18 protein-coding genes and 1 other RNA gene are annotated in these 23,810 nt (G+C 73.9%); 17 read left to right on the top strand and 2 right to left on the bottom strand.

The window, feature by feature from the left end; all coding sequences use genetic code 11:
* Positions 1-222: 222 nt before the first annotated feature.
* The 3 genes from ACFC0B_RS24715 (at position 223) to prfB (ending at position 4,910) form a co-directional block, all read left to right on the top strand.
* Entirely contained in the window at positions 223-2,211 is a 1,989-nt protein-coding gene (locus ACFC0B_RS24715; protein ID WP_376089633.1) for a protein kinase, read from the top strand.
* 211 nt (positions 2,212-2,422) lie between these two features.
* Complete coding sequence (locus ACFC0B_RS24710) at positions 2,423-3,682, top strand: serine/threonine-protein kinase (protein ID WP_376089630.1); 1,260 nt, start codon at positions 2,423-2,425, stop codon at positions 3,680-3,682.
* 115 nt (positions 3,683-3,797) lie between these two features.
* The gene (prfB, locus tag ACFC0B_RS24705) at positions 3,798-4,910 is read left to right on the top strand and encodes a peptide chain release factor 2 (RefSeq protein WP_376089627.1); all 1,113 of its coding nucleotides are present in this window, start codon (positions 3,798-3,800) and stop codon (positions 4,908-4,910) included.
* Between the two features lie 87 nt (positions 4,911-4,997).
* Here prfB and ACFC0B_RS24700 read toward each other — a convergent pair whose 3' ends face one another.
* Entirely contained in the window at positions 4,998-5,192 is a 195-nt protein-coding gene (locus tag ACFC0B_RS24700) for a hypothetical protein (protein ID WP_344325125.1), read from the bottom strand.
* A 350-nt stretch (positions 5,193-5,542) separates the two neighbouring features.
* On the opposite strand from ACFC0B_RS24700, the gene ftsE reads away from it, so the two are divergent.
* From ftsE to ACFC0B_RS24660, 8 genes are all read left to right on the top strand, one after another.
* The gene (ftsE, locus tag ACFC0B_RS24695) at positions 5,543-6,232 is read left to right on the top strand and encodes a cell division ATP-binding protein FtsE (RefSeq protein WP_350544679.1); all 690 of its coding nucleotides are present in this window, start codon (positions 5,543-5,545) and stop codon (positions 6,230-6,232) included.
* 76 nt (positions 6,233-6,308) lie between these two features.
* Complete coding sequence (ftsX, locus tag ACFC0B_RS24690; RefSeq protein ID WP_376089622.1) at positions 6,309-7,220, top strand: permease-like cell division protein FtsX; 912 nt, start codon at positions 6,309-6,311, stop codon at positions 7,218-7,220.
* 122 nt (positions 7,221-7,342) lie between these two features.
* Positions 7,343-8,491: a S41 family peptidase gene (locus ACFC0B_RS24685; protein WP_376089619.1), complete on the top strand. Its 1,149-nt coding sequence runs from the start codon at positions 7,343-7,345 to the stop codon at positions 8,489-8,491.
* 44 nt (positions 8,492-8,535) lie between these two features.
* Positions 8,536-9,012, top strand: coding sequence for an SsrA-binding protein SmpB (smpB, locus tag ACFC0B_RS24680; protein ID WP_350544683.1), 477 nt, complete (start codon positions 8,536-8,538; stop codon positions 9,010-9,012).
* 87 nt (positions 9,013-9,099) lie between these two features.
* Positions 9,100-9,481, top strand: a transfer-messenger RNA (tmRNA) gene (gene ssrA / locus ACFC0B_RS24675).
* A 128-nt stretch (positions 9,482-9,609) separates the two neighbouring features.
* A complete protein-coding gene (locus tag ACFC0B_RS24670; RefSeq protein WP_376089616.1) occupies positions 9,610-11,925 on the top strand; it encodes a HelD family protein in 2,316 nt (771 codons plus the stop codon).
* Between the two features lie 369 nt (positions 11,926-12,294).
* Positions 12,295-13,767 (top strand): NAD-dependent malic enzyme, encoded by a 1,473-nt coding sequence (locus tag ACFC0B_RS24665; RefSeq protein ID WP_376089613.1) that lies wholly within the window; start codon positions 12,295-12,297, stop codon positions 13,765-13,767.
* 559 nt (positions 13,768-14,326) lie between these two features.
* Positions 14,327-14,608 carry an HU family DNA-binding protein gene (locus tag ACFC0B_RS24660; protein WP_030308200.1) on the top strand — a complete coding sequence of 94 codons (282 nt, stop codon included), beginning with the start codon at positions 14,327-14,329 and terminating at the stop codon, positions 14,606-14,608.
* Positions 14,609-14,683: 75 nt separating this feature from the next.
* Here the strand turns inward: ACFC0B_RS24660 and murA are convergent, their stop codons facing one another.
* On the bottom strand, positions 14,684-16,036 hold the full coding sequence (gene murA, locus ACFC0B_RS24655; RefSeq protein ID WP_376089610.1) for a UDP-N-acetylglucosamine 1-carboxyvinyltransferase: 1,353 nt from the start codon (positions 16,034-16,036) through the stop codon (positions 14,684-14,686).
* 299 nt (positions 16,037-16,335) lie between these two features.
* On the opposite strand from murA, the gene ACFC0B_RS24650 reads away from it, so the two are divergent.
* From ACFC0B_RS24650 to ACFC0B_RS24625, 6 genes are all read left to right on the top strand, one after another.
* Positions 16,336-16,920 carry a YqgE/AlgH family protein gene (locus tag ACFC0B_RS24650; RefSeq protein ID WP_376089607.1) on the top strand — a complete coding sequence of 195 codons (585 nt, stop codon included), beginning with the start codon at positions 16,336-16,338 and terminating at the stop codon, positions 16,918-16,920.
* Between the two features lie 76 nt (positions 16,921-16,996).
* Positions 16,997-17,278: a DUF3039 domain-containing protein gene (locus tag ACFC0B_RS24645; RefSeq protein ID WP_376089604.1), complete on the top strand. Its 282-nt coding sequence runs from the start codon at positions 16,997-16,999 to the stop codon at positions 17,276-17,278.
* A gap of 95 nt (positions 17,279-17,373) precedes the next feature.
* Positions 17,374-18,981, top strand: a complete 1,608-nt coding sequence (locus ACFC0B_RS24640) for a beta-N-acetylhexosaminidase (protein ID WP_376089602.1) — start codon at positions 17,374-17,376, stop codon at positions 18,979-18,981.
* Positions 18,982-19,304: 323 nt separating this feature from the next.
* Positions 19,305-20,171, top strand: a complete 867-nt coding sequence (locus ACFC0B_RS24635) for an FAD binding domain-containing protein (protein WP_350545037.1) — start codon at positions 19,305-19,307, stop codon at positions 20,169-20,171.
* Positions 20,168-21,415: a 2Fe-2S iron-sulfur cluster-binding protein gene (locus ACFC0B_RS24630; protein ID WP_376089599.1), complete on the top strand. Its 1,248-nt coding sequence runs from the start codon at positions 20,168-20,170 to the stop codon at positions 21,413-21,415. The genes ACFC0B_RS24635 and ACFC0B_RS24630 overlap by 4 nt, the downstream gene beginning before the upstream one ends.
* A complete protein-coding gene (locus tag ACFC0B_RS24625) occupies positions 21,412-23,739 on the top strand; it encodes a xanthine dehydrogenase family protein molybdopterin-binding subunit (protein WP_376089596.1) in 2,328 nt (775 codons plus the stop codon). Before ACFC0B_RS24630 ends, ACFC0B_RS24625 begins: the two co-directional genes overlap by 4 nt.
* Positions 23,740-23,810 lie beyond the last annotated feature (71 nt).

The raw sequence follows: 23,810 nt of genomic DNA, 5'->3' as shown, positions 1-23,810 counted from the left end.
AACCGGCGCCCGGAAGGGCAGACCCCGAGGCCTCGGTGGAACCGTTCGCGGGCCCTCCGGGTCTTCCCGTAGGGGATGTCCCCCAACCCGGGCGAACGCCCCTGCCGGTCGCCCCGAAAACGTCTACGGACCCCGTTAGAGTGGCCGGAACACGGACCCGGCAGGCTCACCGCACCGGCGGAGGAGCGCCCCGCGCGGGCGGCACGACGAGGAGTGCGACAGGTGCGGCCAGTCGGCAGCAAGTATCTGCTGGAGGAGAACCCGCTCGGACGGGGCGCCACCGGCACGGTCTGGCGCGGGCGGGTCCGCGCCGACGTCGAGGTACCCGGCAGCGCGCCCGGGCAGCTGGTGGCGATCAAGATCCTGCGCGAGGAGCTCGCCGCCGACCCGGACGTGGTGATGCGCTTCCTGCGGGAGCGCTCGGTGCTGCTGCGGCTGACCCACCCGAACATCGTCAAGGTCCGCGACCTGGTCGTCGAGGGCGAGCTGCTGGCCCTGGTGATGGACCTCGTCGACGGTCCTGACCTGGCCCGCTACCTGCGCGACCACGGCCCGTTCAGCCCGATCGCGGGCGCCCTGCTGATGGCCCAGGTCGCCGACGCGCTGGCCGCCAGCCACGTCGACGGCATCGTGCACCGCGACCTCAAGCCGGCCAACGTGCTGCTCGCCACCGCCGTCGTCGACGCCACCGAGCAGATGCACCCGATGCTGACCGACTTCGGCATCGCCCGGCTCGCCGACTCCCCGGGCATCACCCGCAGCCACGAGTTCGTCGGCACCCCCGCGTACGTCGCGCCGGAGTCCGCCGAGGGCCGGCCGCAGACCTCCGCGGTGGACGTCTACGGCGCCGGGATCATGCTGTACGAGCTGGTCACCGGCCGACAGCCGTTCCAGGGGGACAACCCGCTGGCGATCCTGCACGCGCACCTCGCCCAGGAGCCGCAGCGGCCGTCGACCATGCCGGAGCCGCTCTGGACGGTGATCGAGCGCTGCCTGCGCAAGGACCCGGCGCAGCGGCCGAGCGCGGTGTCGCTGGCGAACGCCCTGCGGGTGGTCGCCGGCGGGGTGGGCGTGCACGCCTCCCCGGCGGCGGTGGACGCGGCGCTCGCCGTCGGCGCGCTGCTGGTGCCGGACCCGCAGCCGACCGCCGTGCCGGGTGCGCCGGTGGGCGTGCCGGGGCTGTCGGCGGACACGCCGTTCGGGACCGAGGACCGCACCCAGGTGCTCCCGGCCGGCCAGCAGCCCGGCCAGCCGCCCGGTCAGCAGTACGACCCGGCGGCGGCGACCCGGGTGATGGGCACCCAGCCGCCCCCGTTCGACCCGGCGGCCGCGACCCGGGTGATGCCGCCCGCCGCCGTGCCGCCGCCCCCGCCCGGTCCGCCGCAGGCCGAGACCCCGCACCCGTGGCAGACCCAGCTGCGGGCGGCCCGCGACCGCAACCAGCAGACCGAGATCGCCTACTTCGGGCCCGAGGACTTCGAGGCCCCGCCGGTCGCCCCGCCGCCGTACCAGGCCGGACCGGGGGGCCGCCCGCAGCAGGGCGCCCCGCAGGGCTACCAGCAGCCGGGCCGGCACCCCGGACAGCACCCCGGGCAGTACCCCGACCAGCAGCCGGGCCGGCAGCCGCCCGGCGGCCACCGGCAGGCCCCGCCGCCCGGCTACGCCCAGCGCCCGCCGGTCGCGCCGCCGCCGTACCAGGGCGGACCGGGCGGACCGGCGCCGGGCGGCGGCCGTCCGCAGCCGCCCGGCGGCTACAACCAGCCCCCGCCGCCGGCTCCGCCGTACGGCCGCCCGCAGCGGGCGCAGCAGCCGCCGGCCGCCCCGCCCGGCGGCCACCGGGCCGCGCCCGCCCCGCAGCACCGCGAGCCCCCGCAGCAGGCGGCCCCGGCCGCTCCGCCGCGCCGGGCCGAGCCGCCCGCGCCGCAGCACCGCGAGCCCCCGCAGCGCCGCGCCGAGCCGCCGCGCGAGGCACCCCGGGAAGCGCCGCGGGAGTCGTCGCGCCGCGAGCCGCGCCCGCGCAGCCGCAACCGGATGTACATCCCGGGCCTGGGCTGCCTGAAGGGCTGCCTCATGGTGCTGCTGGTGCTGGCGGTGGCCGCGGTGGCGCTGTGGAACTTCACCCCGCTGCCGGACTACTGGGCCGACGTCCAGGACTGGTTCACCAGCGCGAAGGACTGGGTGACCGGACTGTTCGACAGCGCGAAGAACTGACGCGACGGATCCCGGGGCCCCGGGATCCGGGCTCCGCGGCGGGATTGACGCTTTGTCGACAATTTGCGGGATTTCCCGCCGCCCAGGACCTGCCGAGCGCCCTCAGGCGGCCCGCGGAGGGCGTTCGGGCGCGTAGGTTGGTCGCTGTTGTCCCGCCCCACCGAGCGCCTCCGGACCCTCCCGGAGCGCTCCCGCCGCCCACGGAGCAGCATTGGCACGCAAGATCGGCAGCCGCTACACCGTCCACCAGGTGATCGGCCGGGGCTCGGCCGGGACGGTCTGGCTCGGCGAGGGCCCGGACGGTCCGGTCGCGGTCAAGCTGCTCCGCGAGGACCTGGCCGCCGACCAGGTGCTGGTCGGGCGCTTCGTGCAGGAACGCGCCGCGCTGACCAGCCTCGACCACCCCCGTGTGGTCGGCGTGCGCGACATGGTCGTCGACGGCAGCGACCTCGCCCTGGTGATGGAGCTGGTCCAGGGCACCGACCTGCGCTCGCGGCTGGAGCGCGACGGCGCGCTGCCCCCGCAGACCGCCGCCTCGATCATCGCGGACGTCGCCGACGGCCTGGCCGCCGCGCACGCGGCGGGCATCGTGCACCGGGACGTCAAGCCGGAGAACGTCCTGCTCGACCTCTCCGCCGCCCCCGGGCCCGGCGGCGCCCCGCGCGCCAAGCTGACCGACTTCGGCGTGGCCCGGCTGGTCGACGCCCCGCGCCGCACCCGCGCCACCCGGATCATCGGCACCCCCGACTACCTCGCCCCCGAGATCATCGAGGGCCTGGAGCCGCGCGCCGCCGTCGACATCTACGCCCTCGCCACCGTGCTGTACGAGTTGCTGGCCGGCTTCACGCCCTTCGGCGGCGGCCACACCGGCGCGGTGCTGCGCCGGCACGTCACCGAGCAGGTGCCGCCGATCCCCGGACTGCCGGACGGCCTGTGGCGGATCATCGCCGAGTGCCTGGCCAAGGCCCCGGCCTCCCGGCTGCGCGCCGCCGAACTGGCCGCCCGGCTGCGCGAGCAGCTGCCGGCCCTGGCCGGGCTGCCGGTGCTGGCCGTCCCGCAGCAGGGCCGGGCGCCCGCCGAGGAGCAGCTGACCCCGGCCGAGGCGGTGTACGCCGAGGTGGACGCCGCCCCCGGCACCCACAAGCGCCGCCGCGGCCCGGCCGTGCCGCTGGTGCCCGGCGTCGCCCCGGACTCCACCCGGGACACCCACACCAGCCTGCGCCGCCCGTCCGCGCACGAGCTGGCCTCCTACGCGGCCGAGTCGCGGGCCCAGCGCACCGCCCCGGGCGCGGCCCATCGCCGGGACCGCCAGGCGCTGCTGCGCCGCCGCCGGGTGCTGGCCGTGCTGCTGGCCGTCGTCCTGCTGCTGGCCGGCGCCGCCGCGGCCTGGACCGCCTTCGCCGCCACCGCCCCGGACGCCGGATCCGGCTCCCGCCCGGCCACCGTCTCCACCGCTCCGCGGGCCCCCTAGCGGCGCGTTCCGGCAGCGCTCCGGAGGCCTGTCCGGAGGCCCGCGGACGGGTCGTGTGCGCCCCGGACGCCCCCGCGGTCGTCAGAAGCCCCCCGGGAACCATTACCCTGGGGGCGTGGCAGCCGTCGATCCTTCCGAAGAGCTCAAGAACCTCGAAACGACCATGGGGTCGATCGAGGCCGTCCTCGACCTGGACAAGATCCGGGCCGACATCGCGCGTCTGGAGGAGGAGGCAGCCGCCCCCGACCTGTGGGACGACCTGGCGAACGCGCAGAAGGTGACCAGCAGGCTCTCCTTCCTCCAGGGCGAACTGCGCAGGGTCGAGGGCCTCCGCGGCCGCATCGACGACCTGGGCGTCCTGTTCGAGCTGGCCGAGGCCGAGGACGACGCGGACACCCGCGCCGAGGCCGAGACCGAGCTGACGGCCGTCGCCAAGGCGGTCGAGGAGCTGGAGGTCCGCACCCTCCTGTCCGGCGAGTACGACGCCCGCGAGGCGCTGATCAACATCCGCGCCGAGGCCGGTGGCGTGGACGCCGCCGACTTCGCCGAGCAGCTCATGCGCATGTACCTGCGCTGGGCCGAGCGGCACGGGTACCCCACCGAGGTGTACGACACCTCGTACGCGGAGGAGGCCGGCATCAAGTCCGCGACCTTCACCGTCAAGGCCCCGTACGCCTACGGCACCCTCTCGGTCGAGCAGGGCACGCACCGCCTGGTCCGCATCTCCCCGTTCGACAACCAGGGCCGCCGGCAGACCTCGTTCGCCGGTGTCGAGGTGCTCCCGGTCGTCGAGCAGTCCGACCACGTCGACATCGACGAGTCGGAGCTGCGCATCGACGTCTACCGCGCCTCCGGCCCCGGCGGCCAGGGCGTCAACACCACCGACTCGGCGGTGCGCATCACGCACATCCCGACCGGCGTGGTGGTCTCCTGCCAGAACGAGCGCTCGCAGATCCAGAACAAGGCGTCCGCGATGAACGTCCTCCAGGCCAAGCTGCTGGAGCGGCGCCGCCAGGAGGAGCGTGCCGCGATGGACGCGCTCAAGGACAGCGGCAGCTCCTGGGGCAACCAGATGCGCTCCTACGTGCTGCACCCGTACCAGATGGTCAAGGACGTCCGCACCGAGTTCGAGGTCGGCAACCCGCAGGGCGTGCTGGACGGCGACATCGACGGCTTCATCGAGGCCGGCATCCGCTGGCGCAAGCAGCGCGAGACCGCCGCGCAGTAGAACGGAGGGCGGTCCGCCGCCCCGCAGGACGCAACGCGCGAAGGCCCCCGACCGGTTCACCGGGCGGGGGCCTTCGCCGTACGTTTCTCAGGCCAGCGCCTGCCGCGCGATCAGCGCCACCGCGAGCAGTCCGGCCAGGACGGCCAGCAGCATCGCGGGGGAGAGTGCGGCGAACGGACCCTGCTGCTCCTGCAGCCGGGCCCGGGTGGCACGGCACGCGGGGCAGCGGCCCTCGCTGACGCGGCCGTTGCAGTGGGCGCACACCAGATGGTCGCAGGTCATGCGATCTCCTCCTCGCTGCTACTGCAAACGCACCGGACCGGGCCTTGGTTCCTTCTCTTGCCCTGTGCGGCGGAGCGGTCGGGCCCGACCGCACCCTCCACTCTGCCAGGTTCCGGGCGTTCCGGCCCCCGGGCTGTGAGATGGCTCCCAATTTTCGGGGCATACCCGGTCATTCTCCCCCAGTTCTCCGCCGCTGTCGCGGCCCGAACCTGCGGGCCGGGCGCCCGTTCGCGTATGGTCCCAAGCCGGGAGCGGCCGTTCCGTTCCCCTCGCCCGCCCCGGGCCGGGCAGGCCGAGGGGCGGACCGACCCAGGACTGGCGCCGCCTAGGATGGCCTCCGTGATGCAGCCGTGATCAGATTCGACAACGTCTCCAAGACCTATCCCAAGCAGAACCGTCCCGCCCTGGACAACGTCTCGCTGGAGATCGAGAAGGGTGAGTTCGTCTTCCTGGTCGGCTCGTCCGGCTCGGGCAAGTCCACCTTCCTGCGGCTGTGCCTGCGCGAGGAGCGCCCCAGCAGCGGTGAGGTGCACGTGCTGGGCAAGGACCTGGGCAAGCTGTCCAACTGGAAGGTGCCGCACATGCGCCGCCAGCTGGGCACCGTCTTCCAGGACTTCCGCCTGCTGCCCAACAAGACGGTCGCGCAGAACGTCGCGTTCGCGCTGGAGGTCATCGGCAAGCCGAAGAGCGCCATCAACAAGGTGGTGCCCGAGGTGCTCGACCTGGTCGGCCTCGGCGGCAAGGAGGACCGCATGCCGGGCGAGCTGTCCGGTGGTGAGCAGCAGCGCGTGGCGATCGCCCGGGCGTTCGTCAACCGCCCGATGCTGCTGATCGCGGACGAGCCCACCGGCAACCTCGACCCGCAGAACTCGGTCGGCATCATGAAGCTGCTCGACCGGATCAACCGCACCGGAACCACCGTACTGATGGCCACCCACGACCAGGCCATCGTCGACCAGATGCGCAAGCGCGTCATCGAGCTCGACAAGGGGCTGCTGGTCCGCGACCAGGCCCGCGGCGTCTACGGGTACCAGCACTGACCGCTCGGCGCTGACCCCGTGGGCCGCCCGCCCGCCTCGTCCGACCAGCAGTACCGACCCTGGAGTTGTTGAACGCATGCGCGCCCAGTTCGTCCTGTCGGAGATCGGTGTGGGTCTCCGCCGCAACCTGACGATGACCATCGCGGTCGTCGTCAGCGTCGCGCTCTCCCTCGCCCTCGCCGGTGCCTCCCTCCTGGTCCGCGACCAGGTCAACTCCATGAAGGGGTACTGGTACGACAAGGTCGAGGTGAGCATCTACTTCTGCACCAAGGCCGACGCCCGGAACTCGCCCCAGTGCGACAAGGGCGCGGCCACCGACCAGCAGATCGCCGACATCAAGACCCAGCTGGACAAGATGGACTCGGTGGTCCAGTCCTCGACCTTCGAGAACTCCGCCGAGGCGTACAAGCACTGGAAGGAGATGAACCCGGACAACCCGCTCATCTCCGTCCTCGGCCCGGAGGCCATCCCGCAGTCCTGGCGGGTCAAGCTCAAGGACCCGACCAAGTACGACGTCATCCAGAGCGCCTTCGCCGGCAAACCCGGCGTCAAGTCGGTCGAGGACCAGCGGAAGATCCTGGAGAACCTCTTCGGCCTGCTGAACGGCCTCCAGACGGCGGCCTTCGTCATCATGGTGCTGATGCTCTTCGTGGCCCTGCTGCTGATCGTCAACACCGTCCGGGTGTCGGCGTACAGCAGGCGGCGCGAGACCGGCATCATGCGCCTGGTCGGTGCCTCGAACTTCTACGTGCAGATGCCGTTCATCGCGGAGGCCGCGTTCTCCGCGCTGCTCGGCGCCGTGATGGCCGCGGGTCTGCTGCTGGGCGGCCACTTCTTCGTCCAGAACTGGCTCGCCGACCGGGTGCAGTTCATCCACTTCATCGGCCTGTCCTCGGTGCTGGCGGTGATACCGCTGCTGGTCGTGGTGGGTATGGGCATGGCCGGCATCGCGGCCTTCTTCACCCTCCGCAAGTACCTCAAGGTCTGAGGCCCGAGGGCCCGGACGGCTCCGGCGGCCCCGGACGGCACTGCGCCGTCCGGGGCCGCCGGCGTTCCGTCGCGGTCCCTTTCCGGGCCGCGGCGTTTCCGAAGGGTTCTAGACTCCGGTCCATGCCAGTCACTCCCCGCGCGGCGCGTCAGGTGGCCACCCTCAGCCTGGTGTTCGGCGTGGTCCTGCTGGCCGGAGCCGCCACCGGCGCCTGGGGCGAGCCCGGCGCGACGGCGCGGCCGCCGTCCGCCGACACCGCGCAGGCCGCCGCCGCGACCATCGGCGCCGGCCAGGACCCGGCCGGCGCGGACCTCTCCGAGCAGCAGGCCGAGCACCTGATCGGCGCCACCGGCGACCGCTGGGGCGCGTACTACAGCGCCCAGGAGTACGCCGAGTTCAGCCAGGGCCTGGACGGCCGCTACCTCGGGGTGGGCCTGTCCGTGGGCCGCGGCGAGGACGGCGTCACCACCGTCTCCCGGGTGCGGCCCGCCGGGCCGGCCGCCGCCGCCGGGATCGCGGTCGGCGACCGGCTGCTGCGGATCGGCGAGGACCAGGCCGACCGGCTGCCGGTCACCGAGGTGGTCGCCCGGCTGCGCGGGCGCGAGGGGGCCGAGCGGCAGCCCGGCTCGGAGGTCGTCCTGGCCGTGCGGCGGGACGACGGCGAGGAGCGCGAGGTCCGGCTGCGCCGGGCGCTGCTGGACAGCCAGCAGGTGACGGTCGAGCACCTGGCGGGCGGCGTGGTGCGGATCGCGGTGGGGGCCTTCACCTCCGGCGTGGCCGAGCAGGTGCGCGCCGCCGCGCGCGGCGCGCGCGCCGGCGTGGTGCTGGACCTGCGCGGCAACTCCGGCGGGCTGGTCGACGAGGCCGCCGGCACCGCCGGGGTCTTCCTGGACGGCGGCCCGGTCGGCTCCTACCAGGACCGCGGCGGCACCCGGGAGCTGACCGCCCCGCCCGGCGGCGACCAGCGCACCCCGCTGGTGGTGCTGGTCGACGGCGGCACGATGAGCGCCGCCGAACTGCTCACCGGCGCCCTGCAGGACCGCGGCCGGGCCGTGGTGGTGGGCGGGCGCACCTTCGGCAAGGGCACCGTCCAGCAGCCCAGCCGGCTCGCCGACGGCGCGGTGCTGGAGCTGACCGTCGGCCGCTACTACACCCCGGCCGGCCGCTCCCCGGAGGGAACCGGCCTGGCCCCGGACGTCCCGGCGGGCGCCTCCGAGGACGCCGCCGCGCTCGCCCTGCGCGTGCTGGCCGGTCTGGGCAGCCGCGCGTAAAGGGGCTGCCCGGCCCCGGGCGGAGGTGCGAGAATGACCGCGCTATGGCAAAGGAAACCGGACACAAGCTGATCGCGCAGAACAAGAAGGCGCGACACGAGTACACCATCCTCGACACCTACGAGTGCGGTCTCGTGCTCACCGGCACGGAGGTGAAGTCACTGCGCGAGGGGCGGGCCAACCTGGTCGACGGCTACGCCTACATCCAGAACCACGAGGCGTGGATCGACAACGTCTTCATCCCCGAGTACACCCAGGGGACGTGGACCAACCACGCGGCGCGGCGCAAGCGCAAGCTGCTGCTGCACAAGCTGGAGATCCGCAAGATCGAGACGAAGGTCCGGGACGCCGGCCACACCCTCGTCCCGCTCTCGCTGTACTTCAAGGACGGCCGGGTCAAGCTCGAACTGGCGCTCGCGGTCGGCAAGAAGCTGTACGACAAGCGGCAGACCCTGCGCGAGAAGCAGGACACCCGCGAGACCGCGCGCGCGGTGGCGGCCGCCCGGCGGCGCCAGCGTTAATCGGCTGGACCCTCGATGGTCGCCTCGCGTACCATGGGGCCCAGCACCACGGACGGCCTCCGTCCGCGCTGTTTCTCAACAAAACATGGGGATGATCGGTTTCGACAGGGGATGTTGAAACAGGGGAAGCGAGCCGAGGAACGCGGCAATGATCTCGTTAACCACGTGTCGCAAAAAAATAATCGCCAACTCTAAGCGCGATTCCCAGCAGTTCGCTCTCGCTGCCTAATAAGCACCGATAGCGCTTGGGTGTCAGCCCGGGGAGTTCCCGACCCGGATCCTGGCATAATCTAGGGAACTCAACCGTCCGCCCGGGCTGCGGGGGCGGAGGGGAAATCAAACAGCAGCTGGGCCTGTTGGCGGCTTGTCCGTGTGACCGCCAGGGCCGAGAAAAGCACAGCGGACTGCGCTCGGAGAAGCCCTGAATTAACTCCACTGGACCCGGGTTCGATTCCCGGCATCTCCACCACCCCATGTTGACAGTGAAGGCCGTCCACCGCGTTGCGGAGGGCGGCCTTCACGTTTCCCCGGCCCGGGGCGTAGGATCGTCCGTCCGCTCGTTTCCCGGAGCCGGATTCCGCCGCAACCACCGAGGCCATGCAGAGCAACACGGACACCAGCACCACGGACACCACCGCCACCGACCACGAGACCGTGCGCACGCGCGAGATCGCCGGTGAGCAGCGTCACCTCGACACCGTCTACCACCGGCTGGAGGAGAAGCTCGCCGAGGCCGAGTACATCCTGGAGGACGCCGCCAAGCGCGTGCACGTCGGCACCCCCGGCGCGCTCGCGGAGCGCGACGCCCAGGTGTACCGGGCCGGAGCGCACCTCCAGCGGCTCAACAACGAGTTCGAGGACTTCCTGTTCGGCCGCATCGACCTCCAACGGCCCGACGCGCCGGAGGAACACGGCATCCCCTCCAACACCCCGCTCGACCCGGCCGACCCGGCCGTCGCCGAGACCCTGCACATCGGCCGGCTCGGGGTGCTGGACGCCGAGTACGGCCCGCTGGTGATCGACTGGCGGGCCCCCGCCGCGGCGCCGTTCTACCGTTCCACCCCGCTGGAGCCCGGCCGGGTCATCCGGCGCCGGGTGATCCGCTCCAAGGGCCGCAGGGTGATCGGCGTCGAGGACGACCTGCTGCGTCCCGACCTCACCCCCACCCTGGACGGCGAGGAGCTGGCGGTGGTCGGCGACGGCGCGCTGATGGCCTCGCTGGGCCGCGCCCGCAGCCACTCGATGCGCGACATCGTCTCCTCCATCCAGAAGGAGCAGGACGAGGTGATCCGCGCCGCCGCGGCTGGCGCCACCCTGGTCACCGGCGGCCCCGGGACCGGCAAGACCGCCGTCGCGCTGCACCGGGCGGCCTTCCTGCTCTACCAGGACCGCCGCCGCTACGCCGGGGGCATCCTGGTGGTCTCGCCGACCCCGCTGCTGGTCTCCTACACCGAGGGCGTGCTGCCCTCGCTCGGCGAGGAGGGCCAGGTCGCCATCCGCGCGGTCGGCTCGCTGGTCGACGGCATCGAGGCGGGCACCTACGACACCCCCGAGGCGGCCCGGATCAAGGGCTCGGCCCGGATGGTCCAGCTGCTGCGCCGGGCCGCCCGGGCCGCGCTGGAGCTGGGCGCGCCGCAGGAGCTGAAGGTGGTCGCCCGCGGCGAGGTGCTGAAGCTGGACGGGGGCCGCCTCAAGGCGGTGCGCGGCAACGTCATCGGCTCCGGCGGCACCCCGCTCAACCTGCTGCGCCCGCGCGCCCGCCGGCTGCTGCTGGACGCGCTCTGGCAGCAGGCCGTCCGCCACCTGCCCAAGCCCGCCGACCACTACGCCCGCGAGCAGCGCCAGGAGGAGAAGGAGGCCTTCGACGAGTACGTCTCGGACGAGGCGCCGTTCCTGGACTTCCTGGACGCCTGGTGGCCCGCGGTCACCCCGCGCCGGGTGCTCGGCACGCTGAAGCAGGCCCGGCACATCAACCGGATCGCCCGCCGCGCGGTCACCCCCGACGAGGCGAGGCTGCTGGCGGCGTCCTGGCGGCACCTGTCGGAGCGCGGCGAGGGCGCGCTGTCGGCGCACGACGTGGCGCTGGTGGACGAGCTGCAGGTGCTGCTCGGCGAGCCGGCCCGGCCGAAGGTCCGCGAGGTGGACGCGGTGGACCTGCTGAGCGGCCTGGACGAGGTCACCACCTTCGCCGACCGCTCCGCCCGGCAGCGCGAGCGCGTGCCGGTCGAGCGGGTCGAGTACGCGCACGTGATCGTCGACGAGGCGCAGGACCTCACCCCGATGCAGTGGCGGATGATCGGCCGCCGCTCCCGGACGGCCACCTGGACCATCGTCGGCGACCCGGCGCAGTCCTCCTGGCCGTTCCCCGAGGAGGCGCAGGCCGCGCTGGACGAGGTGCTGTCCGGCAAGCCCCGCCGCCGCTTCACGCTGACCGTGAACTACCGCAACCCCGCCGAGATCGCCGAGGTGGCGGCCAAGGTGCTGGCGCTGGCCGCGCCGGGCACGCCGTCGCCGAGCGCGGTGCGGCGCGTGGGCGTCGAGCCGCGCTTCGCGGCCGTCACCGACCCGTCGCCGGAGGCCTTCGGCGCGGGCGCCCGGGCCGAGCTGGAGCGGCTGCTGGGCGAGGTGGACGGCACGGTGGCCGTGGTGGTGCCGATGGACCGGCGGGCCGAGGCCGCGGGCTGGGCCGAGGGGCTGGGCGGGCGCGTGGTGGCGCTGGGCAGCCTGGAGGCCAAGGGCCTGGAGTACGACGCGACCGTGGTGGCCGACCCGACCGGGATCGCCGGCGAGTCCGAGGCGGGCCTGCGGGTGCTGTACGTGGCGCTGACCCGGGCGACCCAGCGGCTGACCGTGCTGTCCGGCCCGGACGACCTGCCGGACGCCGCCGGGGTGCCCGCGCTGCTGCGCGACTGACGGCCCGTACGGCCGGCCCGGGAGCCCGGGCCGGCCGTACGCCGTCACGGTGCGCGACCACGACGAAGGCCCCCCACCCGGCGGGTGAGGGGCCTTCAGAAGCTACGACACCGACCCGCCATGCTCGCCTCGCGGCAAGTGGTCCCTCGAAGGGACGAAGGTTGGGCCCGGGGGCTTGGATCGAGCCGGTGTCCCGTCCAATGTAACGCATCGGGCGGTGGAGGCAAGAAGTTGTCGGGTCCGCACACTCAATGAACGTTATTTCTGACTATGCCCCGGTAGGTGCGACCATCGACGTCTAGCATGCGCAAGCGAGAGATTTCAACAAGCTGTTGAACTCGCGGACGGACAGACGGAAGAAGGACGTCGATGGCGACGGTGCCCAGTGTCTCGAACTCGATCACGGTGCGACTGGAGGTGCCGGCCAGAGGCAACGCCGTCAGCGCGATCACCACGGCGGTGGAGTCCTCCGGTGGCTCGGTGACCGGCCTCGACGTGACCTCCTCCGGCCTGGAGGCGCTGCGGATCGACGTGACGGTCGCCGCCTCCTCGGTGGCGCACGGTGAGGAGATCGTCGAGAAGCTCCGGGCGATCGACGGCGTCACCATCGGCAAGGTCTCGGACCGCACCTTCCTGATGCACCTCGGCGGCAAGATCGAGATGTCCTCGAAGCTGCCGATCCGCAACCGCGACGACCTCTCGATGATCTACACCCCGGGTGTCGCCCGGGTCTGCATGGCGATCGCCGAGAACCCCGAGGACGCCCGCCGCCTCACCATCAAGCGCAACAGCGTCGCGGTGGTCACCGACGGCTCCGCCGTGCTGGGCCTGGGCAACATCGGCCCGGCCGCCGCGCTGCCGGTCATGGAGGGCAAGGCGGCCCTGTTCAAGCGCTTCGCCGGGATCGACGCCTGGCCGATCTGCCTGGACACCCAGGACACCGACGAGATCGTGGCCATCGTCAAGGCGATCGCCCCGGGCTTCGCGGGCATCAACCTGGAGGACATCTCCGCGCCGCGCTGCTTCGAGATCGAGGCCCGGCTGCGCGAGGCCCTGGACATCCCGGTCTTCCACGACGACCAGCACGGCACCGCGATCGTGGTGCTGGCGGCGCTGATGAACGCGCTCAAGGTGGTCGGCAAGGAGATCGCCGACATCCGGGTGGTGATGTCGGGCGCCGGCGCCGCGGGCACCGCGATCCTCAAGCTGCTGATGGCGGCCGGTGTCGAGCACGCCACCGTGGCGGACGTGAAGGGCGTGGTCCACGAGGACCGCGACGACCTCAACGACAGCCTGCGCTGGATCGCCGAGCACACCAACCGCTCGGGCCGCACCGGCACCCTCAAGGAGGCCGTGGCCGGCGCCGACGTGTTCATCGGCGTCTCCGCCCCGAACGTGCTGGACGGCGACGACCTGGCCACCATGGCCGAGGACGCGATCGTCTTCGCGCTGGCCAACCCGGACCCGGAGGTCGACCCGGCGGTGGCCCGCCAGACCGCCGCGGTGGTCGCCACCGGCCGCAGCGACTTCCCCAACCAGATCAACAACGTGCTGGTCTTCCCGGGTGTCTTCCGCGGCCTGCTGGACGCCCAGAGCCGCACCGTCAACACCGAGATGATGATCGCCGCCGCCCGGGCCCTGGCCGCCACCGTCGGCGACGACGAGCGCAACCCGAACTACATCATCCCCAGCGTGTTCCACAAGGACGTCGCCAAGACCGTCGCCGCCGCCGTCCGGGAGGCCGCCCTGGCCGCCGCCTCGGAGGAGCCCGCGCCGGCCCGTCCGACCCCGGGCATCGTCGGCACGCTCGACACCGCCTCCTTCCCGGCCGTGCGGCTCTGACGCCGGACCGCGCCGCCGGGCCCCTGCGCCGGGCCCGTCGGCGAGCTCCCGCGGAGGCCGGTCGCGATGTGTCGCGGATCGGTCAAATGACCGATTAGCGGTCGTACCCGCCCGTTCCCGCCCCGAACCCTTGCGACACAAGGGCGAGGGGCGTGTTTGGGCTTGTCGGACCTAGGGCGTACGGTAGCCCTGCACGGGGCAGGCGTGTCCGACAAGTACGGAACGTCCCCCCGGTCTTCCGGCGCGTCCTCCCGACCGCCGCCCGCGCCCGGTCCGCCGGAGCCGACGGAGCGTCACACCTCCGGCGGGCGGGCGCTGTTCGGGTTGTGCCGCCGGGGCCCGATTGGCATTCTCGGGGCCGGTCGGGGCAGGATTCGTATCCGGGCAGGCAGGCGGGCCTTCGAAGGCACGGCGCGCGGCACTGGGTGCGGACCCGGCTCGCGACCACGCATTGCCTGCATGAGCACAGTGTGCGGACCTGCGGCCCATCCGGGTGCTCCCCGGTGGGAGCACCGATGGGCCCCCGCACACCGCAAGCGAACAGACCACAGGAGTACACATGAACCGCAGTGAGCTGGTGGCCGCGCTGTCCGAGCGCGCCGAGGTGACCCGCAAGGACGCCGACGCCGTTCTGGCCGCCTTCGCCGAGATCGTCGGCGAGGTCGTCGCCAAGGGCGACGAGAAGGTCACCATCCCCGGTTTCCTGACCTTCGAGCGCACCCACCGCGCCGCTCGCACCGCCCGCAACCCGCAGACCGGCGAGCCGATCCAGATCCCCGAGGGCTACAGCGCCAAGGTCAGCGCCGGCTCCAAGCTGAAGGAAGCCGCCAAGGGCGCCTGAACCACCCCTTGAACGCCCGAGAGGCCGGGTCCCCGTCGCGGGGGCCCGGCCTCTCGCCGTGGCGGAGGGCGCCGGTCAGGCGCCGACCAGCTCCTCGCTGCCCTGCTCGCTCGGCAGCTCGACGTGGGCGCCGAGGTCGCGCAGCTTGTCCATGAAGTTCTCGTAGCCGCGGTTGATCAGGTCGATGCCGTGCACGGTCGAGGTGCCCTCGGCCGCCAGCGCCGCGATCAGGTACGAGAAGCCGCCGCGCAGGTCCGGGATGACCAGCTCGGAGCCGATCAGCTTGGACGGGCCGGAGACCACCGCGGAGTGCAGGAAGTTGCGGGCGCCGAAGCGGCACGGGGTGGCGCCCAGGCACTCGCGGTAGAGCTGGATGTGCGCGCCCATCTGGTTGAGCGCGCCGGTGAAGCCCAGCCGCGACTCGTACACCGTCTCGTGCACGATGGACAGGCCGGTCGCCTGGGTCAGCGCGACCACCAGCGGCTGCTGCCAGTCGGTCTGGAAGCCGGGGTGGACGTCGGTCTCCAGGGCGATCGCCTTGAGTTCGCCGCCCGGGTGCCAGAACCGGATGCCCTCGTCCTCCACCTCGAAGGCGCCGCCGACCTTCCGGAAGGTGTTGAGGAAGGTCATCATCTCCAGCTGGCGGGCGCCGCGGACGTAGATGTCGCCCTTGGTGGCCAGCGCCGCGCAGGCCCAGGAGGCCGACTCCAGGCGGTCCGGCAGCGCGCGGTGGGTGTAGCCGTCCAGCTCGTCGACGCCGGTGATCAGGATGGTGCGGTCGGTGCCCAGGGTGATGATCGCGCCCATCTTCTGCAGCACGCAGATGAGGTCGACGATCTCCGGCTCGATGGCGGCGTTGCGCAGCTCGGTGACGCCCTCGGCGAGCACCGCGGTGAGCAGCACCTGCTCGGTCGCGCCGACCGAGGGGTAGGGCAGCTCGATCCTGGTGCCGCGCAGCCGCTGCTGGGCGACCAGGTAGGTGCCCTGCGGGTGCTTCTCGATGGTGGCGCCGAACTGGCGCAGCACCTCGAAGTGGAAGTCGACCGGGCGGCCGCCGATGTCGCAGCCGCCCAGGCCCGGGATGAAGGCGTGGCCGAGGCGGTGCAGCAGCGGGCCGCAGAACAGGATCGGGATCCGCGAGGAGCCGGCGTGCGCGTCGATGTCGGCGACGTTGGCGCTCTCCACGTGCGAAGGGTCGAGGATCAGCTCGCCGTCCTCGTCGCCGGTGCGCACGGTCACGCCGTGCAGCTGGAGCAGCCCGCGGACCACCTTGACGTCGCGGATGTCCGGGACGTTGCGCAGTCTGCTGGGGCCCTGGCCGAGCAGGGCGGCGACCATGGCCTTGGGCACCAGGTTCTTCGCACCGCGGACGCGGATCTCGCCTTCGAGCGGGTTTCCGCCGTGGACCAGCAGGACGTCGTCGGTCATCGTTCTCGCAATCCGGGGTGCCAGAGGAGTGGGTGGGGCTCGGCGACGAGCCATGCGGTGGAACGGTTGCACGGGCGCGTCGGGCCCCCGGAGTGACCGAATCGGTACCGTGGACGGGCGTCCACCATCAGTAGATGGTAGTGGTCGTGCCGACGGTTCCCGTGAGCCTCTCCCGTGATGGTGCTCTCCCCGGGCGCCGCGGCGCGCGCCGGTGCGTCCGTACGGGTGTTCGTGGCCGATTCCCCGGCCCGCCGGTTTTCGGGTGTCCGCCGCCGGGCGTTCTGCGGGATCATGTGGACATGACGGCGGCCCATTCGCACGCAGGCCGGTCCCACACCGGCCGTCTGCTCGTCGCGACGCCCGTGCTCACCGACCCGAACTTCGCCCGGGCGGTGGTGCTCCTCCTCGACCACGACGCCGAGGGGGCGCTCGGCGTGGTGCTGAACCGGCCGACCCCGGTCGAGGTCGGCAGCGTGCTGGACGGCTGGGGCGTGCTGGCCGGCCGGCCGGCGGTGGTGTTCCAGGGCGGGCCGGTGGCGCTGGACTCGGCGCTCGGCCTGGCGGTGGCACCGGGGGAGCCGGGCACCGGGGAGCCGCTCGGCTGGCGGCGGGTGCACGGGGCGATCGGCCTGGTGGACCTGGAGGCGCCGCCGGAGGTGCTGGCCGGCGAGCTGGGCGCGCTGCGGATCTTCGCCGGGTACGCGGGCTGGGCGCCGGGACAGCTGGAGTCGGAGATCTCCAGCGGCGCCTGGTACCTGGTGGACTGCGAGCCGGGGGACATCTCCAGCCCCGAGCCGGAGCGGCTCTGGCGCGCGGTGCTGCGCCGCCAGCGCGGCCCGCTCGCCCTGCTGGCGAGCTACCCGGACGATCCGACGCTCAACTGAGGGGCGCCGCGGCCCGGCGGGCGCGGCCGCCGCGACACTGGCCCGGTTTCGCGGGGCGCCCATAGACTTGGCACCCATGAGCACTCTTGAGCCCGAGCGCGGCCTCGGCACCGGCACCCTGGTCGAGCCCGTCCCCCAGGTCTCCCACGGGGACGGCGACCACGAGCGCTTCGCGCACTACGTCCAGAAGGACAAGATCATGGAGAGCGCCCTCTCCGGATCCCCCGTGGTGGCGCTCTGCGGCAAGGTGTGGGTGCCCGGGCGCGACCCGAAGAAGTACCCGGTCTGCCCGATGTGCAAGGAGATCTACGACGGCATCGGCAAGCCGCAGGGCGGCGACGACAACGGCAAGCAGTAGGCGGCCCGCTCCGTTTTCCGCACCGCCGTTTTGCATTGCACGGCGATTCCGGAGTGGTCTATGCCAGTCGTCCGGGCCGGGGGGAGGATGGCGCAATGGACCTCATTCCCGCCCCCGTGAGTTCCGTCCGCCTCCCGGACCAGGACTTCCCGCTCGACCGGACCACCACCCTGACCGCGCCGCCGGAGCTGGCCGGGGCCGAACGGTGGCTGCGCTCCTCGCTGACCGCCGCCACCGGCCTGCCGCTCGCCCCCGGGCGGCCCGGGGAGGGCGTCGAACTGGTTCACGACGACACGCTGGCCGCCGAGGCGTACCGGCTCTCGGTGCGCCCCGGCCGCGCGGTGATCACCGCCGGCGGGCCGGCCGGGGCGCTCTGGGGCGCCCAGACGCTGCGCCGGCTGCTCGGCCCGGACGCCTACCGGCGCGCCCCGCTGCGCTCGGAGTGGGTGCTGCCCGGCGTGGACATCGAGGACGCGCCCCGGTTCGGCTGGCGCGGCGCGCTGCTGGACGTCGCCCGGCACTTCCTGCCCAAGGCCGACGTGCTGCGCTTCGTCGACCAGCTGTCCGCGCACAAGCTCAACGTGCTGCACCTGCACCTGACCGACGACCAGGGCTGGCGGGTGGAGATCAAGCGCTACCCCCGCCTCACCGAGGCCGCGTCCTGGCGTGAGCGCTCGATGGTCGGCTACCGGGCCGGCCAGCGCCGCGACGACCGCCCGCACGGCGGCTTCTACACCCAGGCCGACCTGCGGGAGATCGTCGCCTACGCGGCCGAGCGGGGCGTCACGGTGGTGCCCGAGATCGAGCTGCCGGGCCACACCCAGGCCGTCGTCGCCGCCTACCCCGAGCTGGGCAACACCGACGTGGTGGACACCGCGGCGCTCGGCGTCTGGACCGACTGGGGCGTCAGCCACAACGTGCTCAACCCGTCCGAGGCCACCCTGCGGTTCTTCGAGGGGGTCCTGGAGGAGGTCCTGGAGCTCTTCCCGTCCGAGTTCATCCACCTCGGCGGCGACGAGTGCCCCAAGGAGCAGTGGAAGGACAGCGCCGCCGCGCAGGCGCGGATCCGCGAGCTGGGCCTGTCCAACGAGGACGAGCTGCAGAGCCACATCATCCGGCACTTCGACCGCTGGCTGGCCGAGCGCGGCCGGCGGCTGATCGGCTGGGACGAGATCCTGGAGGGCGGCCTGGCCCCCGGCGCCGCCGTGTCGTCCTGGCGCGGCTACGGCGGCGGGATCGCCGCGGCGCAGGCCGGGCACGACGTGGTGATGTGCCCGGAGCAGCACGTCTACTTCGACCACCGGCAGGCGCCGGGCGAGGACGAGCCGATCCCGGTCGGCTTCGTGCGGACCCTGGAGGACGTCTACCGGTTCGAGCCGGTGCCCGCGCAGCTCGACGAGACCGCGGCCCGCCGGGTGATCGGCACCCAGGCGAACCTGTGGAGCGAGTTCATGCACAGCGCCCGGGACATCGACTACCGGGCCTTCCCGCGGCTCGCGGCCTTCGCCGAGGTCGCCTGGTCGGCGCTGCCCACCGACCCGGCCGCGCGCGACTTCGCCGGCTTCGAGCGGCGGATGGCGGGCCACCTGGAGGTGCTGGACGCGCTCGGCGTCGAGTACCGCCCGGCCGCCGGTCCGCACCCGTGGCAGACCTGGCCCGGCGTCCAGGGCCGGCCGCTGGAGGGGCCGCCGCCGGTGGTCTGACGGCGCGCCGGGAGGGCGGACGGACGTGGCCCGCGGGAACTTCCGAGCGGTCGTCGGACGTCAAGAACAGATGAACATCCGACCCGGTCCGTATCGGACCGGGTCGGATACCGCCCGGTATCGGTCCCAATCGGGCAGTACCGTTCGCCTGTCCCGAGATGATCATCGAGCATTGTGTGCCAGAGTTGCCCAACCCGGCCCGATCGCCCGTACCCTACGGGCCAGGCCGGGCTGCCGGAGCAAGGACCCCGGCCGAGGGCCGCGGGCGGCAGGCGATCGATGAGCAAGTGGAGCACGGTGGGACCCAGGTGAACCGGACGATCATGCTGCCGGCCTCCCTCGACGAGGCTGTCGAAGCGCTGGCCGCTCACCCGGCCGCGGTACCGGTGGCCGGCGCCACCGACCTGATGGAGGCCGTCAACGCCGGTCGCCTGCGCCCCGCCGCCCTGGTCGGCCTCGGGCGGATCACCGAACTCCGCGGCTGGCGCTACGAGGACGGCGGCACCGCCGTGCTGGGCGCCGGGCTCACCCACGCCCGGATGGACCGCCCCGACTTCGCCGCGCTCATCCCCGCGCTCGCCGACGCGGCCCGCACCGCCGGCCCCCCGCAGGTGCGCAACGTCGGCACCCTCGGCGGCAACATCGCCACCGCCGCCCCGGCCGGCGACACCCTCCCGGTGCTCGCCGCGCTGGAGGCCAGCGTCACCCTCGCCCGGGCCGGCGCCACCCGCGAGGTCCCGGTCAGCCACCTGCTCACCGGCCTCGACCCGCTGCGCCCCGGCGAGCTGCTCACCTGGGTGCGCGTCCCGCTGCTGCACGCCCCGCAGGTCTTCCTCAAGGCCACCGGCCGCAGCGGCCCGGCCCGCGCCACCGCCTCCGTCGCCCTCGTCCTCGACCCGGCCCGGCGCGCGGTGCGCTGCGCGGTCGGCGCCGTCGCCCCGGTGCCGCTGCGGCCCCTGGAGGCCGAGGCCTGGGTGGCCGGCTGCATCGACTGGGACGGCTCGCGGGAGATCGACCCCGCCGCGACCGCCGCCTTCGGCGAGTACGTGGCCGCCGCCTGCGTCCCCGACGGCTACGGCGCGGAGGGCGCCTGGGAGGCCGTCACCGAGGGGCCGAGCGCCGCCGCCGTCCGCCTGCGGCGTACCGTAGCCGTGCTGGCCCGCAGGGCACTGGGAAGGGCGCTCAAGTGACCACAGACCACCCCATCGAGGCCCTGGACGCGGGGCTGCTCGACCATCCGCACGACCACGCGCCGCAGGTCAGCCGCGAGCTGCGGCCGACCACCTCGTACAGCCTGCGGGTGAACGGCTTCGAACGGCCCGTCACCGACGCCTGGATCGGCGAGAGCCTGCTCTACGTGCTGCGCGAGCGGCTCGGCCTGGCCGGCGCCAAGGACGGCTGCGAGCAGGGCGAGTGCGGGGCCTGCTCGGTGCAGGTCGACGGGCAGCTGGTGGCCGGCTGCCTGGTCCCCGCCGCGCTGGCGCAGGACAGCGAGATCAACACCGTCGAGGGCCTGTCGGCCGGCGGCGGCGCCAGCGACGTCCAGCAGGCGCTGGCGGAGTCCGGCGCGGTGCAGTGCGGCTACTGCGTGCCCGGCCTGGCGATGGCCGTGCACGACCTGCTCCAGCGCAACCACCGGCCCACCGAGGTCGAGGCGCGGCAGGCGCTGTGCGGCAACCTCTGCCGGTGCACCGGCTATCGGGGCGCGCTGGCCGCCGTGCAGAGCGTCGCCGACGCCCGCGCGGCCGTGGCCGAGTCGGCGGACGAGGCGGCCGCCGCCGAGGAAGCTGCCAAGGCCACCAAGGCCGCCAAGGCCGCCGCCGTGGAGGAGGCGGCCCCCGCGACCGCGCCGGCGCCCGCCGCGGACGACGCCGCGACCGCCGCCGACCTGCCGGTCTACACCGACGGCGACGCCTGGATCGAGCACGTCCCGCAGCCGCCCGCCGCGGAGCCCGCCCCCGTCACCGCCGCGCCGTACGACGGCGCCGGCGGCTACGACAGCGGCGTGTACGACACCACCGTGCTGGCCCCGATCCGGGACGTCCCGGCCCAGCCGGCCGACGCCTCCACCGGCTTCCACCCGGTCCAGGGCTACCCCGAGCAGCAGCCCTACCCGGGCACCACCCCGGCGCACGGCACCTACCTGCCCGGGGCCGGCGGCTATCCGGAGGCGGGCGGCTACCCGCAGCAGCCCGGCTACGACCGGGCCCCGGCCTACGACGGCACGGTGTACGACGGCCCCGTCTACGAGACCCCGGCCGCCGGCTACCCGCAGCAGCCCGGCCACGACGGCGGCACCCCCGCGCACGGCACGCCGTACATCCCCACGCCCCCGCACGGCGTCCCGGCCGAGGGCACCGCCCCGGCCGGCGTCCCGTACGGCGCCACCCCCGCCCACGGCATCCGGCTCCCCGAGGACGACCACGCATCATGACGTCGCCTACCGACATCGGCGCAGCACTCCCGCAGGACGGCGACGCGGGCGGCGCGACGGAGCCGTTCGGGCTGGGCAGCTCCCCGCTGCGCAGCGACGCCCTGCCCAAGGCGCTGGGCATCTACCCGTACGCCTCCGACCTGTGGGCCGAGGGCCTGCTGTGGGGCGCGGTGCTGCGCTCGCCGCACCCGCACGCGCGGATCCGCGGCATCGACACCTCGGCCGCGCTGGCCCTGCCCGGCGTGCACGCCGTGGTCACCGCCGCCGACCTGCCGGCCGGCCCGGACGGCCTGCCGGACGGCGCGCCGTCCGGACCGATCGTCGCCGACCGGCCGGTGCTCGCCGCCGGGGTGGTCCGCCACCACGGCGAGCCGGTGGCCGCGGTCGCCGCCGACCACCCCGACACCGCCCGGCTCGCGGTCGGCCTGATCGCCGTCGACTACGAGCCGCTGGACGCCGTCACCGACCCCGAGCAGTCCTTCACCGCCCCGGCGCTGCACCCGGACGGCAACCTCTTCCGCCACCTGCCGCTGCGCACCGGCGACCCGGAGGCGGCCGGCGAGATCGTCGTCGAGGGCCTGTACCAGGTGGGCCGGCAGGACCCGGCGCCGCTGGGCGCCGAGGCGGGCCTGGCCGTACCGCGCCCGGACGGCGGGGTCGAGCTGCACCTGTCCTCCACCGACCCGCACGGCGACCGCGACCGCACCGCCGCCTGCCTGGGCCTGGAGCCGGACCGGGTCCGGCTGGTGGTCACCGGCGTGCCCGGCGCCACCGCCGACCGCGAGGACCCGTCCTTCCAGGTCACCCTGGCGCTGCTGGCGCTGCGCACCGGCCGCCCGGTGAAGATGACCTTCACCCGCGAGGAGTCCTTCCACACCCACGCCTCGCGGCACCCGGCGCTGCTGCGCTACCGCCACCACGCGGACGCCGAGGGCCGGCTGCTGAAGGTCGAGGCGCAGATCCTGCTGGACGGCGGCGCCTACGCGGACGTCTCGGCCGAGGCGCTGGCCGCCGCCACCGCCTTCTCGGTCGGCCCCTACAACTGCCCCAACGTCTTCGTGGACGCCTGGGCGGTGCGCACCAACAACCCGCCGGCCGGCCGGATGCGCGGCGAGGGCGCGCTGCAGGCGTGCTTCGCCTACGAGTCGCAGCTGGACCAGCTGGCCGCCCGGGTCGGCGTCGACCCGGTGGAGATCCGCCGCCGCAACGTGATGGCGACCGGCGACCCGCTGCCCACCGGACAGGCCGTCACCTGCCCGGCCCCGGTGGCCGCGCTGCTGGAGGCCGTCGCCGGGGAGCCGCTGCCGGCGCTGCCGGTGGACGACCCGGACGCCGAGTGGCTGCTGCCGGGCGGGCCCGGCGGCGCCGGGGACCCGGCCGCGGTGCGGCGCGGCATCGGCTACGCGCTGGGCATGGTGCACATGCTGGGCGCCGAGGGCGAGGACGAGGTCTCCACCGCGACGGTGCGGGTCAGCGGCGACCACGCCACGGTGATCTGCGCCGCGGTCGACGCCGGACAGGGCTTCGCCACGCTGGCCCGGCAGATCGTGCAGAGCGTGCTGGGCGTCAGCGAGGTGTACATCGCGCCGGCCGACAGCGACCAGTCGGTGGCCGGGCCGTCCGCCCGGGGCCGGCACACCTGGGTGTCCGGCGGCGCGGTCGAGCGGGCCGCGCTGATGGTCCGCCACCAGCTGCTCCAGCCGATCGCCGCCAACTTCGGGATGTCGGCGGAGCTGCTGCAGATCGCCGACGGCAAGATCACCTCGTACGACGGGGTGCTCGGCATGCCGGTGGCCGAGGCGCTGGAGGGCAAGGAGCTCTGGGCGACCGCCCAGTGCCGCCCGCACCCGACCGAGCCGCTGGACGAGGCGGGGCAGGGCGACGCCTTCGTGTCCATCGCGTTCTGCGCGATGCGCGCGGTGGTGGACGTGGACATCGAGCTGGGCGCGGTCCGGGTGGTCGAGGTGACGGTCGCCCAGGAGGTCGGCCGGGCGCTGAACCCCCGGCAGATCGAGGACCGGATCGAGGCGGGCGTCGCCCAGGGCGTCGGCCTGGCGCTGCTGGAGGAGCTCCGGACCGAGGGCGGCCTGCTGGCCAACCCCTCGCTCACCGGCTACCGGCTGCCGACCGCGCTGGACACCCCGGAGATCCGGGTGGCGGCCCTGCTGGAGGAGCGCGACGTGGTGGCCCCGTTCGGGGCCAAGGCGGTCAGCGCGGTGCCGGCGGTGACTGCGCCGGCGGCGGTGGCGGCGGCGGTGCGGGCCGCCACCGGACTGCCGGTGGGCCGGCTGCCGATCCGCCCGGAGGACGCCGTCACCGGCTGAGCGGAGGGCCGGGGAGTTTCGCACGGAATTGCCTGCGGAATTCCCCGGGGAAAGCATGGCGAATTGCCGGT

It is taken from the genome of Kitasatospora sp. NPDC056184 (assembly GCF_042268405.1).
GTDB lineage: Bacteria > Actinomycetota > Actinomycetes > Streptomycetales > Streptomycetaceae > Kitasatospora.
The sequence above is the reverse complement of the archived record's forward strand: the minus strand, read 5'-3'. Positions and strand labels throughout refer to the sequence as shown.

Bases quoted from the DNA above. Each gene is read 5' to 3' on its own strand.
- ACFC0B_RS24700 (WP_344325125.1), bottom strand. From the start codon at position 5,192: ATGACCTGCGACCATCTGGTGTGCGCCCACTGCAACGGCCGCGTCAGC.
- ftsX (WP_376089622.1), top strand. From the start codon at position 6,309: ATGCGCGCCCAGTTCGTCCTGTCGGAGATCGGTGTGGGTCTCCGCCGC.
- ACFC0B_RS24685 (WP_376089619.1), top strand. From the start codon at position 7,343: ATGCCAGTCACTCCCCGCGCGGCGCGTCAGGTGGCCACCCTCAGCCTG.
- smpB (WP_350544683.1), top strand. From the start codon at position 8,536: ATGGCAAAGGAAACCGGACACAAGCTGATCGCGCAGAACAAGAAGGCG.
- ACFC0B_RS24670 (WP_376089616.1), top strand. From the start codon at position 9,610: ATGCAGAGCAACACGGACACCAGCACCACGGACACCACCGCCACCGAC.
- ACFC0B_RS24665 (WP_376089613.1), top strand. From the start codon at position 12,295: ATGGCGACGGTGCCCAGTGTCTCGAACTCGATCACGGTGCGACTGGAG.
- ACFC0B_RS24660 (WP_030308200.1), top strand. From the start codon at position 14,327: ATGAACCGCAGTGAGCTGGTGGCCGCGCTGTCCGAGCGCGCCGAGGTG.
- murA (WP_376089610.1), bottom strand. From the start codon at position 16,036: ATGACCGACGACGTCCTGCTGGTCCACGGCGGAAACCCGCTCGAAGGC.
- ACFC0B_RS24650 (WP_376089607.1), top strand. From the start codon at position 16,336: ATGACGGCGGCCCATTCGCACGCAGGCCGGTCCCACACCGGCCGTCTG.
- ACFC0B_RS24645 (WP_376089604.1), top strand. From the start codon at position 16,997: ATGAGCACTCTTGAGCCCGAGCGCGGCCTCGGCACCGGCACCCTGGTC.
- ACFC0B_RS24640 (WP_376089602.1), top strand. From the start codon at position 17,374: ATGGACCTCATTCCCGCCCCCGTGAGTTCCGTCCGCCTCCCGGACCAG.
- ACFC0B_RS24635 (WP_350545037.1), top strand. From the start codon at position 19,305: ATGCTGCCGGCCTCCCTCGACGAGGCTGTCGAAGCGCTGGCCGCTCAC.
- ACFC0B_RS24625 (WP_376089596.1), top strand. From the start codon at position 21,412: ATGACGTCGCCTACCGACATCGGCGCAGCACTCCCGCAGGACGGCGAC.